At 62.0% G+C, this 14,191-nt stretch carries 12 protein-coding genes, 1 tRNA gene and 1 pseudogene; 9 read left to right on the top strand and 5 right to left on the bottom strand.

The features are described 5' to 3' along the window. Genes ACX82Z_RS12805 through ACX82Z_RS12840 form a run of 8 tightly spaced genes read left to right on the top strand, consistent with a single transcriptional unit; the run spans position 1 to position 7,445 of the window. The gene (locus ACX82Z_RS12805; protein ID WP_459589306.1) at positions 1-927 is read left to right on the top strand and encodes an ABC transporter permease; all 927 of its coding nucleotides are present in this window, start codon (positions 1-3) and stop codon (positions 925-927) included. Further along, positions 924-1,790 (top strand): ABC transporter permease, encoded by an 867-nt coding sequence (locus ACX82Z_RS12810; RefSeq protein ID WP_459589308.1) that lies wholly within the window; start codon positions 924-926, stop codon positions 1,788-1,790. The genes ACX82Z_RS12805 and ACX82Z_RS12810 overlap by 4 nt, the downstream gene beginning before the upstream one ends. A 7-nt stretch (positions 1,791-1,797) precedes the next feature. Beyond that, positions 1,798-2,586, top strand: coding sequence for an SDR family NAD(P)-dependent oxidoreductase (locus ACX82Z_RS12815; RefSeq protein ID WP_459589309.1), 789 nt, complete (start codon positions 1,798-1,800; stop codon positions 2,584-2,586). Between the two features lie 10 nt (positions 2,587-2,596). Further along, positions 2,597-3,508, top strand: a complete 912-nt coding sequence (locus ACX82Z_RS12820; protein ID WP_459589311.1) for a polysaccharide deacetylase family protein — start codon at positions 2,597-2,599, stop codon at positions 3,506-3,508. Continuing rightward, positions 3,501-5,045: a gamma-glutamyltransferase family protein gene (locus ACX82Z_RS12825; protein ID WP_459589313.1), complete on the top strand. Its 1,545-nt coding sequence runs from the start codon at positions 3,501-3,503 to the stop codon at positions 5,043-5,045. The genes ACX82Z_RS12820 and ACX82Z_RS12825 overlap by 8 nt, the downstream gene beginning before the upstream one ends. Continuing rightward, on the top strand, positions 5,042-6,013 hold the full coding sequence (locus ACX82Z_RS12830) for an ABC transporter ATP-binding protein (RefSeq protein ID WP_459589315.1): 972 nt from the start codon (positions 5,042-5,044) through the stop codon (positions 6,011-6,013). The genes ACX82Z_RS12825 and ACX82Z_RS12830 overlap by 4 nt, the downstream gene beginning before the upstream one ends. Next, a complete protein-coding gene (locus tag ACX82Z_RS12835) occupies positions 6,010-7,008 on the top strand; it encodes an ABC transporter ATP-binding protein (protein WP_459589316.1) in 999 nt (332 codons plus the stop codon). Before ACX82Z_RS12830 ends, ACX82Z_RS12835 begins: the two co-directional genes overlap by 4 nt. Before the next feature lie 2 nt (positions 7,009-7,010). After that, positions 7,011-7,445 carry a RidA family protein gene (locus tag ACX82Z_RS12840; protein ID WP_459589317.1) on the top strand — a complete coding sequence of 145 codons (435 nt, stop codon included), beginning with the start codon at positions 7,011-7,013 and terminating at the stop codon, positions 7,443-7,445. Positions 7,446-7,520: 75 nt separating this feature from the next. Here ACX82Z_RS12840 and ACX82Z_RS12845 read toward each other — a convergent pair whose 3' ends face one another. Continuing rightward, the gene (locus tag ACX82Z_RS12845) at positions 7,521-8,336 is read right to left on the bottom strand and encodes an SDR family oxidoreductase (protein ID WP_459589318.1); all 816 of its coding nucleotides are present in this window, start codon (positions 8,334-8,336) and stop codon (positions 7,521-7,523) included. Between the two features lie 73 nt (positions 8,337-8,409). Between ACX82Z_RS12845 and ACX82Z_RS12850 the strand changes: the two are divergent. Further along, positions 8,410-8,543 (top strand): annotated as a pseudogene (locus tag ACX82Z_RS12850) (integrase core domain-containing protein); the annotation flags it as partial. 24 nt (positions 8,544-8,567) lie between these two features. Here ACX82Z_RS12850 and ACX82Z_RS12855 read toward each other — a convergent pair. The 4 genes from ACX82Z_RS12855 to ACX82Z_RS12870 form a co-directional block, all read right to left on the bottom strand. Next, positions 8,568-8,641 (bottom strand) — tRNA-Gln (locus ACX82Z_RS12855). Between the two features lie 161 nt (positions 8,642-8,802). Next, positions 8,803-10,140, bottom strand: coding sequence for an HlyD family type I secretion periplasmic adaptor subunit (locus ACX82Z_RS12860; RefSeq protein ID WP_459589319.1), 1,338 nt, complete (start codon positions 10,138-10,140; stop codon positions 8,803-8,805). Between the two features lie 9 nt (positions 10,141-10,149). Continuing rightward, complete coding sequence (locus ACX82Z_RS12865) at positions 10,150-12,141, bottom strand: type I secretion system permease/ATPase (protein ID WP_459589321.1); 1,992 nt, start codon at positions 12,139-12,141, stop codon at positions 10,150-10,152. A 19-nt stretch (positions 12,142-12,160) separates the two neighbouring features. After that, positions 12,161-14,164 carry a hypothetical protein gene (locus ACX82Z_RS12870; RefSeq protein ID WP_459589322.1) on the bottom strand — a complete coding sequence of 668 codons (2,004 nt, stop codon included), beginning with the start codon at positions 14,162-14,164 and terminating at the stop codon, positions 12,161-12,163. Positions 14,165-14,191: the final 27 nt, after the last annotated feature.

The following is a 14,191-nucleotide window of genomic DNA, read 5'->3' on the forward strand; positions in this document are numbered from 1 at the left end:
GTGTCGGCGTTTTTTCTGAAGCGAATTTTCCAGGCGTTGATCGCCGTCATCGGCGTGATGACGCTGATCTTCTTCCTGCAGCGGCTGACCGGCGACCCGGTGCTGCTGCTGGTTCCGCAGAACGCGACACAAGCGGACATCGCCGCCATGCGAGAGACGCTGGGCTTCAACCGTCCGCTGATCTTTCAGTATCTCGAATATATGGGCGGGCTGCTGACCCTCGATTTCGGCCGGTCATACGTCCAGAATGTTCCCGTCTGGACGCTTATCGCCAGCCGCCTGCCCTATACGCTGATGCTGGCAGGCGGCGCGCTCGTGGTCGCCTTCGGTATCGGCATACCGCTCGGCATATTGATGGCGGTGAGGCGCGGAAAGCCGGAATCGAAGGTCATGATGGGTTTCGTGCTGGCCGGACAATCCATGCCGACCTTCTGGAGCGCGATCCTGATGATCATGGTTTTCGCGGTCTGGCTCGGCTGGCTGCCACCATCGGGCGCACGCACCAATGCCAGCCTCATCATGCCGTCGATTGCGCTCGGCCTTCTCTCCATGGCGACGTTCGCCCGCGTTGCGCGTACTGCGGTGCTGGACGAGTTGGAAAAGGACTACGTACGCACCGGCCATGCCAAGGGCCTGCGGATGCGGCGCATCGTCATGCGCCACCTGCTGCGCAACGCCGCCATACCCGTCGTCACCGTGGCAGCGCTTGAAATCGCCAATCTTCTGGCCGGAGCGGTAATCGTGGAAACGGTCTTCGCATGGCCGGGCCTGGGGCAGTTGACCGTGCAGGCAATCAACGCGCGCGACTTCATGGTCGTACAGGGCGTAGTGCTGCTCGGCGCGGTCACAGCGATCACGCTGAACCTTGTCGCCGATCTCCTTTACAGCCTGATCGATCCGCGTATCCGCATGGAGGCGAACGCATGAGTGCCGCTCCTTCCACGCCTGCCCGGACCACAACCCGGCGCAAGCCGTTCCCATGGGCCGTCGCGCCGTTTGCGATCATTTTGCTCGGCCTCGTACTGATGGCGATCTTCGCGCCGCTGGTAGCGCCCCTCGATCCGAATACGCAGAACCTTCTCGCAAGGCTGAAAGAACCGGGATTCGAGTCGCGCGGGGCGATCTACTATCTCGGCTCCGACGAGCTTGGCCGCGACGTACTCTCCCGCGTCATCTATGGCGCGCGCATCTCGCTGCTGGTGGCCTTCGCCTCGGTGATCCTTTCGGGCGTAGTCGGCAGCGTTCTGGGCATGGTCGCCGCCTTCTACCGGGGCTGGATCGAGACGGTCATCATGCGGCTGGTCGACATCGTCCTGTCCGTGCCGGCGATCCTGCTTGCCATCATCACGGTCGCGATCCTGGGGCCCAGCCTCTACAATGTCGTCATCGTTCTGGCGTTGACCCGCTGGCCGCGCTACGCCCGCGTCGCCTATGGCCAGACCCTGTCGGTCGCCAACATGCCTTATGTACGGCTTTCCCGCTTCATGGGTGCAGGCTGGTTCAGGCTCTTGTGGCGGCATGTCCTCCCCAACATCGCGGGTGCGCTGATCGTCGTCGCCACGCTGGAATTCGGCCTTATGGTTCTGTTCGAGGCGGGATTGTCCTTCCTTGGACTTGGCGTTCAGCCGCCGACCGCAAGCTGGGGCGCGATGCTTTCGACCGGCCGCAACTATGTCGGCAACGCATGGTGGATCGCCACATTCCCCGGCCTTGCGCTGTTCCTGCTCGTTCTTTCGATCAACCTCATCGGCGATCACGTTCGCGACCGCCTCGACCCACGTTCACGATAGGAATTCCATGTTTTTCGCAGACGAGTTCAAGGGCAAGAAGGTCATCGTGACCGGTGCATGCGGTATCATCGGCGGCTGGATCGCCGACGGCTTCCGCGAGGCTGGCGCAACATTGTGCCTGACCGACCGCGACCAGGCGAAGCTCGACGCCCTTCTGGCGCAGCAAGGTGCAGGTGAGCACGTCGCCATCGCCGCCGATCTGCGCGACACGGATTCCATGAATGCTTTCGCGCAAAAGATCGCGGATATCTGGGGCGCTCCCGACATTCTCGTCAACAATGCCGGCATCTACCCCTCTGCCTTCCTGCTCGACATGGACGTGGACGACTGGGACGCGGTATTCGACGTCAATCTGCGCGCGCCGTTCGTCTTGTCGAAATTGTTCGCCAGACAGATGATCGACAAGAGCCATGGCGGCTCGATCATCAACATCTCGTCGGGTGCATCGCGCAAGATGCGTACCACCGTCGTGCCTTACTGCACCTCGAAGACCGCGCTCGACAGGCTCACCAAGGGCTTCGCGCTTGAGCTTGCCGAATACAATATCCGCGTCAATGCGGTGGAGCCGGGGTTCATGGCAGGCAGTTCGGTCAGCCCGCTTTCCTATGAGCACGTCAACGCCGCAATCGGGTCCATCCCGCTCGGCCGTCCCTCGTCCCCAAAGGATGTCGCGAGCGCAGTTCTTTATCTTGCGTCCGACGCCGGGGCCTACGTTACGGGATCGACGCTGACGGTCGATGGCGGCAATTCCATCGGCACCAAGGCCGTCTATCAGGCCAAGAAGACGGCGCTTTGAAAGGATCAGCATGACCGACAGACTCAGCATCAAATCGCCCTGGCCCGATTATCAATGGCCGGAAGGAAAGCAGTCGGCGGCGCTTTTGTCAGTGGACGTGGATGCGGATTCGCCGCTCCTCTGGTCGCTTGGAAACGATGTGCCGCAACGGCTCGCCACGCATGAACTGCGACGTTTCGGTCCACGAACCGGGCTTTATCGCCTGCTCGATCTTTTCGCGCGCTATTCTTTCAAGGCCAGCTTTTATGTTCCCGGATATGTCGCGGAACAGAACCCGGAGATCCTGCCGGCCATTCTCGAAGGTGGCCATGAGATCGGACTGCACGGCTATTTTCATGAGATCGTTTCCGAGGTTTCCGATGCCGAGTTCACCGGCGCGCTGGAAGCGAGCTTCGAGCTTTTCGTCAAGCAGACCGGCAAGGCTCCCGTCGGCTTCCGCTCGCCCGCATGGGAGCTGACGCCGCACATGCTGCGCGAGATCAAGCGCCTAGGACTCGCCTACGATTCGTCCCTGTCGGGTGCAGACCATCCGTACGAGGTGGACGGCGTCACGGAGCTTCCGGTGCAATGGATGGTGGACGACGCCATCGTCTTCAAGTTCGAGGGCGGTGGAAGAGACAAATGGCCCTATCAGTCCGGGCGCGGCATCATCGACGACTGGATTCGTGAATGGCGCGCGCTGCATCGGTTTGGCGGCCTGTTCACCTTGACCGTCCATGACTGGATTTCGGGACGCGCCCAACGCATCGCCCTGCTGGAAGAGTTGCTCGACGCCATTGCAGCGGAGAAAGGCGTATGGGTCGCGACCGCGCAGGACATCGCCGCGCACCATGAAGCATCGGTCAACAAGGGGCGCTTCGCTGTCGAGGCCACCATCCCGGACGCTATCGCATCGCGTAGATACGGACCTCGCCATGGGTGAGCATTGGATGGTCCGCAAGAGCGAAGTGCGAAGCGCTGGCGGTCTTGTTGCCTGTCAGAACCGTCTGGCGGCCGATGCCGGCGCCGCCGTTCTTTCACGCGGTGGCAACGCGATGGATGCGGCCGTCACGACGGCGCTGACGCTCAGCGTCGTCGAGCCGTGGTTGTCGGGCATCGGTGGCGGCGGGTTCCTGCTCCACGCCGATGGCAAGACGGGACAGGTCGACACGCTCGATTTCAACGTCAATTCCTCACGCAACCTCGATCCTGCCGGCTATCCGCTGACGGAGGGACGGGACGGCGACTGGTTCGACTGGCCTTCCGTGAAGGATGACCGGAACTTGATCGGATATCATTCGATCTGCGTTCCGGGCGCTGTCGCCGGTCTGGCTGAAGCGCTCGAACGCTTTGGAACGATCAGCTTCGCTGATGCTCTGCAACCGGCAATCGAACATGCTCGTCGCGGCCTCGTGGTGGACTGGTTCACCGTTCTGTGCCTTGCCATCGATGCGGAAGGTTTGAGCCGTTTCCCGGCATCTGCCGACCTCTACCTTCAAAATGGCCGCGCGCCGCGCGCGCCTGAAGCCGGCACGAACCGCACGATCCCCATGCCGCGCAAGGCCGCCATGCTAGAGCGGCTTGCAAAAGTCGGCTGGCGCGACTTCTACGAAGGCGAGGTCGCGGCCTCCATCGTGGCTGACCTGAACGCAGGCGGTTCACCGATCGATGCAGCCGAGATGCGCGCCTACCGGCCCGTCTGGCGCGACGCGCTCGCCGTGCCCTTTCGAAACGTCGTTGTCCATGCCATGCCCGGCCTGTCGGGCGGCCCGACGCTAGCGGCGGCACTTGAGGAACTCGATACGGCTTTGCCGATCGATGCGCCCCTGTCCGGCAAGGCTTCGCTGGCGTTTGCTCGTGCCATCCGCCGCGCAAGCGAGCATCGGTTGCGGACCCTCGGCCATGCCAGCGGCGAGAGCTGCACCACGCATCTCAGCGTGGTCGATCGGTCCGGCGCGATGGTGTCGCTCACCAACACTTTGCTTTCCCGGTTCGGGTCGAAAGTGGTTTTGCCGCAAACCGACATGCTCATGAACAACGGTGTGATGTGGTTCGATCCACGCGCCGGGCAGCCGAATTCTATCGCGCCGGGTGTCCGTCCGCTGGCCAACATGTCGCCTTTGATCGCTACAAGCGACGGCAAGCCGAAGCTGGCGCTGGGTGCTGCCGGTGGGCGTCAGATCATGCCGGCTGTGGCGCAAATTCTCAGCTATGTCGCGGCCTGCGGCATGTCGCTGGAGGACGCGTTTCATGCACCGCGGATCGATGCCAGCGGCGTGCGCCTGCGCATCAACCGGAAAGCCCGGCCTGATGTCGCGGCCAGTGTCGGTCGCGAATTCGACGTCGAGATCGTCGACGACACGCTTTATCCGGTCAATTTCGCGATCCCGTCGGCCGTCTGCCGTGACGGCGAGGAAAATGTCGGCATGGCGCATCACAACCATCCATGGGCAGCGGTCGGCATGGAGGCAGCGTCATGAGCCCGGTTTTGAGCGTAGACGACCTGAAGGTCAGCATCGCGGGCAACCCGGTCGTCGATGGGGTCAGCTTCGAGGTCAATAGCGGAGAGATCCTGTCCGTCGTCGGCGAATCCGGCTGCGGCAAGTCGATGACGGCCTTCGCGGTCATGGGGCTTTTGCCGAAAGCAGCGCGCCTTGCGGGCGGCTCGATCCGGTTCGGCGATGTCGATCTTGTGAGCATTTCCGAAAAGCAACGGCGACGGCTGCGCGGCGACGATCTGGCCATGATCTTTCAGGAGCCTGTGGCGTCTCTGAACCCGCTGATGCCGATCGGCCGACAGATCGCCGAAAGTCTTGTCGTCCATCGAAAAACGCAAGGCCGCGATCCGCGCAAGGCCGCCATCGCCATGCTGGAAGAAGTCGGCATTCCCGAGCCTGAAATCCGCTCCGGCCAGTATCCCTTCGAGCTTTCGGGTGGCATGTGTCAGCGCGCCATGATCGCCATGGCGCTGATCTGCCAGCCGAAGCTCCTGATTGCCGACGAACCGACGACGGCGCTGGACGTCACCATTCAGGCCCAGATTCTGGAATTGATGAAGCGCCTGCGTGATGAGACCGGCACTGCAATCCTGCTGATCACGCACGATATGGGCGTCGTGGCCGACATGGCCGACCGCGTGGCTGTCATGTATGCGGGACGCGTTATCGAGCAGGCGCCGGTCGACGCGATTTTCAAGCGGCAGGAGCATCCCTATACGCGGCTGCTGCTCTCGACGATTCCGCGTCTGGATGGCCAGCCGAAGACGGTTTTGCCGTCGATCGAAGGGATGGTGCCAGACATCGGCCAATGGCCGGTCGGCTGCCGTTTCAATCCACGCTGTCCGCTGGCCGAAAAGGTCTGCATCGAAAGCCAGCCTCCACTCGACGCGCGAAGCGATGTCGGGCTGGCGGCCTGCTGGAACAGCGAAAAAGTAGGAGCGATGCTGTGACGGAACCGCTTCTGTCAGTTGAAAACCTTCAGGTCCATTTTCCGATCCGTGGCGGCTTTCTGGGCAAGCCCGTGGGATGGGTAAAGGCCGTCGACGGTGTCAGCCTCGATATCGCACGCGGCGAAAGCGTCGCATTGGTGGGTGAATCCGGATGCGGAAAGTCCACGCTCGGCGCGGCCATTCTCGGCATGCAAAAGCCCACTGGCGGCACGGTACGCTTCGACGGAAAGACAATCGTCCATGACGACGCTTCGGCCCGTCGCGTCCTGTCACGCGAATTGCAGATCGTCTTTCAGGATCCGGTCTCCGCGCTCAATCCCAAACTGACCATCGGCGAGAGCATTGCCGAGCCGCTTGCGATCCACGGCGTCGGATCAGCCAAGGAGCGCCGTGCGCGCGTTGCCGAGCTTCTCGGTCTGGTGGGACTTCATACCCAGCATGCCGAACGCAAGCCGAATGCCTTTTCGGGCGGACAGCGCCAGCGCATCGTGATCGCTCGGGCGCTTGCGCTCAATCCGCAACTGCTGATCCTCGACGAACCTGTCTCGGCGCTCGATGTTTCGATCCGCTCGCAGATCCTGAACCTGTTGCTCGACCTTCAGCAACGGCTCGGTCTCTCCTATCTGTTCATCAGCCACGATTTGTCCGTGGTGCGCCATTTCGCTGACCGCGTGGCCGTGATGTATCTTGGCCATCTCGTCGAGACGGGTCGCACGGAGGATGTCTTCGCCAAGCCGGTACACCCGTATACCGAAGCACTCCTGTCGGCCGTGCCGCTGCCAGACCCGATCGCACAGCGGAGCCGACAGCGCATCGTCTTGAAGGGCGACCTGCCGAGCCCCGCCAACCCTCCTAAGGGCTGCAAGTTCGTCACCCGCTGCCCGCTCGCCGAACCTGTCTGCCGCGAAACGCATCCACCTCTGGTCGATGTCGGCCCGGGCTGGCAGGCGGCCTGTCACGTTCGCGCTGCCGCCCCTATCGCCATTTCAGGATAACCATGACCACCACGCATACCCGTAGGCTCATCAACGCGCCTGACGCACCGCAGACCCTTCATCGCCGCTACACGAATGCCCTGGAAGTCAGTGGAGAAGGCCGCACGCTCTATATCAGCGGACAGATTCCGACCGACGCGGACGGCGTAGCGCCTGAAGATTTCGAGGCGCAGGCCCGCCTTGCATGGGGCAATGTCGAGCGGCAGCTCAAGGCAGCCGACATGTCGCTCGATGACCTCGTCAAGGTAACGGTCTTCCTCGCCAGTTACGACCTGCGCGACATCAACGCGAAGGTTCGCTGGGATGTGATGGGTGAGCGAATGGTGGCGCTCTCCACCGTCATCGCCGGCCCATACGATCCGGCCTGGAAGATTGAGATCGAAGCGATTGCGGTAGCGCACGTGCGCAAGGGTGATCGACAGACAACTCGTTCATAAAGTCATCGACGGCAAGTTTCGAGCAGATCGCAGACCGCCCACCGGTCTCCCTCGCCAACGTTCCGGTCTGTCACCTTATCCGCGATCGGTCGACTGAGCGATCTCACGCTGCAATTGGTCGGCCTTCGCGCCGGCCCACTGCCGGGCGTCGTCGCCGAATATGAACCGCGATGGCACCTCGTCCTGCGACGCAAGCGCCACAATCCGCGCGGCAAGCAGCCTGGGATCGCCCGGCTGGTTGCCATTCGCCCCGTCCACGAACGTGCGATATTGCGTGATCGCCTCGGCATAGTCCGGAATGTCGATGCTGCCGAAGCGCGCCGATTTACCATCCATGAAGTCCGTGCGCAGCATTCCGGGCTCGACCAGAAGCGAGCGGACGCCCAACGGTGCAAGCTCCTGTGCAAAGCCCTCCATCCATCCCTCGACCGCGAATTTCGACGCCGAGTAGACCGCCCCTCCGCCGTCGGAAACCAGCCCGCTGACCGACGAGATGGTGACGATGAGGCCTGAGCGACGCTTGCGCATATGGGGAGCGACGGCACGCGCGACGTTCATCGTCCCGAACAGATTGACTTCGAACTGACGCCGCACCGCTTCGTCGGTGAAAGTCTCGAAGAAACCCAGTTCGGCATAGCCGGCATTGTTGACCAGCACATCGATCGAACCGAACCGCTCAGTGACCTCTGTTGCAACAGAGTTTGCAGCTTCGGCGTCGGTGATATCAAGCTCGAGGGTGTGGAGCCGATCGTATTCGCTTCCGAACGCATCGCGCAAAGCGTCGGCGGATCGTGCCGTTGCGACGACCGTTTCGCCCGCATCGAGTGCTGCCCGCACGATCTCCAATCCAAGCCCACGGCTTGCGCCCGTCACCAGCCAAATCTTGCTCATCGCCTGCTCCTCAATCTTCGCACTGCAGCTGACTAGGTAGATAGGCTAATGGATCGAGATAACGACCTAGAACGACCGGACACGCATCGCATGGCACTACATCGCGCCGGCAAGCTGATGCAAAATGCATTCATCGAAAGCTTCGACGGCTGCCTGCGCGATGACCTGCTCGATGAGACGCCGTTCAGCTCACTTACTCAAGCGCGCATGGACCGTGATCGGCGAAAGGGATGGCTGGGGAACCTGGATTCGAACCAGGACTAACGGAGTCAGAGTCCGTGGGTCTACCGTTAACCTATTCCCCAAGACCGGCGCGCGGGGCGCTGATGTGGGCGCGTTTTATCGGGGCGGACAAAATAGTCAACCCCAAATGCGGTGCAGTCAAGCACGCCGTTGCGACAACCGGGCAAGCCGGCGCGTCGTGACAGGTCGCGCGAAGCCTTATCATTGGCGCGACTGAGCGCCCTCACCTTTCGGTGAAGGCGCGCGACATCGAATCCTTCACCGGTTTGGCGAGATAGTCGAAGAAGGTTCGTTCCTCGATCTGGATCATGATTTCGGCGGGCATGCCCGGCGTCGGCTGAAAGCCGCGCACGCGCGCAAGCTGGTCGGCGGGTATGTCGACGCGCGCCATATAGACGTCGTGCGCCTTGCCGGCCTGTTCGTTCGATAGAGCATCCGCCGAAACGTAAACGACATGCCCCTGCAGGACCGGCGTGGTGCGCTGGTTCAGCGCCGACAGGCGGATCGTGGCCGGCTGGCCGACCCGCACGCTGTCGATATCGGTGCGGCCCACCTGCGCCTCGATGAGAAGCGGCACGTCGCTTGGCAGGATTTCCATAACGGCCTTGCCGCTTTCGATCACGCCGCCATTCGTATGATAGAAGGAACGCACCACCGTTCCCGACACCGGCGCAAGGATCGATGCGCGCTGAAGCACGTTCTCGGCCTCGCGCGACTGCTCGCGAACCGCGTCGAGTTCGGTCTGAATCGCCTGAAGCCGGTCGAGCGCATCCTCGCCATAGCCTCTTTGCGTCTGTTCGATCTCCTGATGCGTGCGCTCGACCTGGGAGATGGCCTGATCCATCTCGGATTCCAGCCGACCGATCTGCCCTTCAGCATCGGCGATGGCCCGTTCCAGCGCCTTGATTTCAGTCCCGCGCAGCAGTCCCTTTTCAAACAGCACGGACTTCGCGTTGTGCTCATCCTTCAAAAGCGCGAGTTGCTGTTCATAGGATGCCTTCTGGCGGTCGTAACCCTCGGCACGGAACTCCAGCGACAGGATGTTCTGCTCCAGCATCTTGAGGTCGCCATCGAGCTTCAGGCGTTGCGCGTCGAAATTGAGCTTTTGGCTTTCGATGATCTCGACAACCTCCGGATCGGCCATGCGGTCCTTCAGGAAGTCGTTGTGTTCCATGGTTTCGAGGCCCTTGTACTGGGACTGGAGACGCGAGACGACAGCCTCGAGCCGGGCCCGGCGCAAAAACAGCTCCCGGTCGCGGGCGGCTGCGGCAGTCTCGTCGAGCAGGACGAGCGGTTGTCCTTCCACGACGACGTCGCCTTCATTGACCAGAAGTTCCTTGATGATGCCGCCACCGAAGTGCTGGACGATCTTGTTCTGCCCGGTCGCAACGAAGCTGCCCTGCGAGATCACGGCGGAGGCGAGCGGTGCGGTCAGCGCCCATGTGCCGAACCCACCGAAGGTGATCATGAGCAGAAGCACACCGAACAGGGTCTGCTTCCAGATCGAACGGGGAACATCCGCGTACCATTTGATATCGTGAACCGATGCGATGTCCGACATGATGGTTTCCTACTGGATCTGATGACCGAACGAACCGATCTCGACCGACACGCCGCGTGTTTCGAGCGCGTCGAGAACATCCTGACGCATGCCGAAGAGCGCGATCGTGCCGTTGACGAGCAGCAGGATCTTGTCGACGCTCTTCAAAAGCGCAGGCCGCTGCGTGATCGTGATGACCGTTATTTTCTCGCGTTTTGCGTGCTCGAGCGCTTTCAAAAGCGCCGCATCGCCCGCCTGGTCGAGATTCGAATTGGGCTCGTCGAGCACGACCAGCGTCGGCCCGCCGAAAAACGCGCGCGCCAGCGCGATGCGCTGTTTCTGGCCGCCCGACAGCGGCGACCCGTCGGCTGCAACCATCGTCTCGTAGCCGTGCGGAAGCGTCGAAATCATTTCGTGGACGTCGGCAAGGACCGCCGCCTCGTAAATCTGCTCGTCGGTCGCGTCCTCGCGCATGCGTGCGATATTGGCCTTTATGGTGCCGGGGAAAAGCTGCACGTCCTGCGGCAGATAGCCGATATTCTCGCCGAACTGGCGCTGGTCCCAGTTGCGCAAATCCATCAGGTCGAGACGCACATTACCCGATGTCGGCAGGATCGAGCCGACCAGCATCTTGCCGAGCGTCGTCTTGCCGGCACCCGAATTGCCGATGACGGCGAGGGAATCGCCCGGCTGAAGCGCAAACGACAGTCCGTTCAAAACGACACGCTTGGTGCCTTGCGGTACGTATAAAAGCCGTTCCACATCGAGCCGGCCCTCCGGGCGCGGCAGGTTCAGCCGTTCGAAATTGAGCGGCGAGGACGTCAGGAGCGCCGCGATGCGCCCATAGGCCGATTTCGACTGGCTGTACTGGTTCCAGCCCTCGATCGCGCCTTCGATCGGCGCCAGCGCCTTGCCGGCGATGATGGAGGCGGCGATGACCATGCCGCCGGTGATCTCACCCTCGATGGCAAGATATGCGCCCCATCCAAGCATGCCGACCTGTGTGAGCATGCGCGAGCCTTTGGACAGGGCGGTGAAGGCGATGTTGCGGTCCTGCGCGATCACCTGCGCGCGCAGGGATGCGGCGGTGTCCTTGCCCCAGAGTTGCACAGCCTCGGGGATCATCGCGAGCGCGTTGATGATCTGCGAATTGCGCGACATCGAATCCAGGTGAAGATTGGCTTTCACCTGCGCCGCGTTCGCTTCGCCGAAGGGCGCTGAGGTCGCCCGCTGGTTGAGGAGCGTGATACCGAGCAGGATCAGCGCGGTCGCGACGACGATAAGCCCTAGATGCGGATGGATCAGGAAGACTGCCAGAAGAAAGATCGGCGCGAATGGCGCATCCAGAAACGACAGAAGCGTGCGCGAGACCAGAAACCCGCGCACCTGCTGCAGATCGCCGAGCGTCTGGTATTCACGCCCATTGCTTTGCAGCGAAGCGCGCGCGGCCGCCGAAAGGATCGGCGCGCCGAGCTGTGCCGCGACCTCGACCGCCGTCCGCATCAAGATGAAGCGCCGGATCGCGTCGAATACGGATTGCAGCACCACGGCACCGATGATCACGACGGTGAGCATAACGAGCGTGTCGAGTGAACGGCTCGTGAGCACGCGGTCGGAAATCTGGAACAGATAGATCGGGATCGCCAGCACCAGCACGTTGCTGGCACAGGTGAAGAGCATGACCACGAGAAGGTTGCGCCGGAGCACATGCACGCCGGCCTTGAGCGCACCGGCGAAATCGACGGGACCGAGCCGCTTGTGGAAGGTCGAGCCGGGCTTGTTGGTGTTCGCAGGGTGCTTGGGCGCCGCCGTTCGTGCCGTTACGGGTCCGGTGTCGGCCTCGATCGTCACCATGCCCTTCGGGCGCGGCGGCGCCGGCTGCGCTGCTTTTTGCATATCGACCGCCGAGCGCTCAATCTTGTCGATGGCGCGATCGACATCCTGAAGGCGCGGCATCGCACCTTCGTCCTCGGTACGGGCCGCGCGCGTTTCGCGCTGGCCGCCACTTTGATCATGGGTCATGTCATCAAGCCCCCGGGCTTCAAACGAGAATGGACTGGAGGCCGTCGCCCTGCCCCGCGTCCAAAGGATGATAGGAAGGATCGAACGAGCTTGCGCCGGCGCCAGAATGGTCGGCGATGTCGTCCACCAGGAAGGCAACCGCTTCGTTGACCAGCGCGTCGGGGCTCTTGATCCCCAGCCCGTCGGGCGAAGTGGAAATGAATTCGGCCTGGACGAGAATGTCCTGCGAATATTGCTGCCCGCCGACATAAGTCTTGCCGAGCGAGTCGAGGTCGGCGATGGCGGCGAGGTTGATGAGGGTGTTGCCGCCTGTATTGACGGTCCAGTCGGCATCGGTCACGGGTCCGACAGCATTCATCGCGAGCGCGATCTGGTCGCTGTCGCCGAGAATGTTGGTCTGACTGATGTAGTTCAGCTTGATCAGGTCGCCGCTGATGTAAAGCACTCGAAGCGCACCCAGCCCGGCGAATGCGGTGTCGTTCAGCACGTCGCCGGCCGCGCCCTGCCCGCCATCGGCGAGGCTGTCGGCAAATGCTTTATAGGCGTCCGGCAGCGCATCGAAACGGGTCGCGCCGCCGACATTGTAGATCGACGCCTCGTTCCACAGGAGGTTGTCGGACGTCGAGACAGAGCCCTTGCCTGTCGTCTCGAACCCCTCCACCGCGCCGATCACGTCATTGTCGAACAGGACGTTCATCTGCTGGATGATGTTGGCGTCGAAGACATGCCCGCCGACGACGATCAAATCGTAGGCGAAAGCCATCTCATAGAGCGAAATCTGGTTGATCGAGGTGTTTTCACCCGCGATCACGGTCGTGGTCGAACCGGACGACGACAGGATGCCGATGTCGTTGTCGGACATGAAGACGAGTTGTTGCAGCCAGTTGACGATCATCACGTCGCCATCGATATGCGTGACGACCCAGTTTTCGGGAAAGCTCGCCGTCGGTGCAGGCGGTTCCATATCCGCCAGCGTGTCATAGCGTGCGAATGTCGCCAGATTGAATGCCTGCGTCTGCGCCGCATCGTTGGTCCAGTTGCCGATCAGCGACGAAACCGCATCGTCGTCCATCCAGGCATTGACCTGAACGATCGCATTCACCTCGATATGGTCGCCCATCACGGCGGTGACGGTTGCGGCCGTCCAGAAGCTTGCGACGGAAGCCGCGTTGACGAGCGTGTTGCCTCCGGCCTCCACCGTCACGGACGCATCGACCGTGACCGTTCCGTCAGCATGAACCACCGCATTGCCCTTGGCAGGTGCGGGGTCCGGATTTTCGAGGGGATTGAGGTCGTGATAATCCTTGAGATCGGGCAGTTCATCGACGGCAACGCCGTTCAGATACTTACCCTCGAGCGCATCGGACCGCACGACAGTGACGGTAGCGCCTTCCGGCACGTCGTCGGCCGTGAAATTTTCGACGCGTTCGGCAATCTCGCGAATGAACGCGCCCATTTCCGCGGCACTGCCGGGCATGGCGGGAGCTCCGATCGGCGAGATCGAGAGCGCCTGATCTGCAAAGTCCAGCAAAGGCTGGTTGTCTATCGGAGGCGGCGTGAAGATGAGACCATGCCCGCCGACGCCGAAATAGTCGTTGTCCGAAAGGATCGCCGTCTGGGATATTACGCTGGCGACGGAGCCGAGCGGCTCGACCTTCGGCAAAACCAGATGCGCACTGCCGGATACCGACACCATCGATGCCTTTGGCATCAGCCAGCCGGGATAGAGCACCTGCTGTCCGGGAATATCGACCTGTGGCGGCGTAAAGCGCACGTCAGACCACGGATAATACATGACCGTGTCCGGTGACGGCGCCTTGTAGTCGAGCGTCGGGACATAGCCGATCAGATCGAACCGGGCGTCGAACTGCGCCTGAACGAAGGCAGCCGCTTCCGTTTCGGGCGTCCCGTCCTCTTCGACGAGAAACTTGGTGTAGGCCTCTCGCATACGCGCGTGTTCGAGCGTCGTATGGAAGAAGCCGATGAAGTGAGCGATCGTTTCGGTGAGGCTGTCCATGGACATGGCACGCTGGTCCCGCCCTTATTTTCT

The organism is Aliihoeflea sp. PC F10.4 (assembly GCF_054612275.1).